Origin of the sequence: Rhizobium sp. AQ_MP (assembly GCF_014237835.1) — a bacterium.
Lineage (GTDB): Bacteria > Pseudomonadota > Alphaproteobacteria > Rhizobiales > Rhizobiaceae > Allorhizobium.
In genome coordinates this window covers 1-410 of sequence record NZ_JACJVI010000077.1, presented here as the reverse complement: position 1 = coordinate 410, position 410 = coordinate 1, and the positions used below count along the sequence as shown (strand labels likewise).

1 protein-coding gene and 1 pseudogene are annotated in these 410 nt (G+C 55.4%); both read right to left on the bottom strand.

The window, feature by feature from the left end:
- Window positions 1-120: pseudogene (locus H6M51_RS24290) on the bottom strand (nitrate reductase); the annotation flags it as partial.
- Window positions 121-171: 51 nt separating this feature from the next.
- Window positions 172-410: hypothetical protein (locus tag H6M51_RS24550; protein ID WP_210314929.1), on the bottom strand; the 239-nt coding region annotated here is incomplete at its 5' end.

Genomic DNA, 410 nt, shown 5'->3' with positions numbered 1-410 from the left:
GACCATGAAGCCGAAGCCTCCGACGGTCGCTACCGCAACGATCGGCCAAATGCCGAACGCGAGAATGAAAAATGTCAAAAGCTCGGATCGACGCCGGATACGGCGGTGGGAGGCAGACAGTGTGGTGGTGTTCTCGGTGCTGTGATGCACGGGCGCTCCTCCTTCTTCCTCTCAGCGGATGGTACGGAAGATCACAGGTCTGTCAATCAATGTGTTATTTCGTGATATCGCAATGGTTGTGCGAAGCGGCGTACGCTTGGGCTTTGGCAGTGGTAAATTGTAGATGAGCCCTGAAAAGTGGGGCGCCAGGTCGATGCCGGCGATCCGGCCTAATTGCTCAGCATTCGAAGCTTTTCTGGTTTCACGATCTCGATGCTGCGGGCATTGCGAAGCTTGACGATTCCCATGTC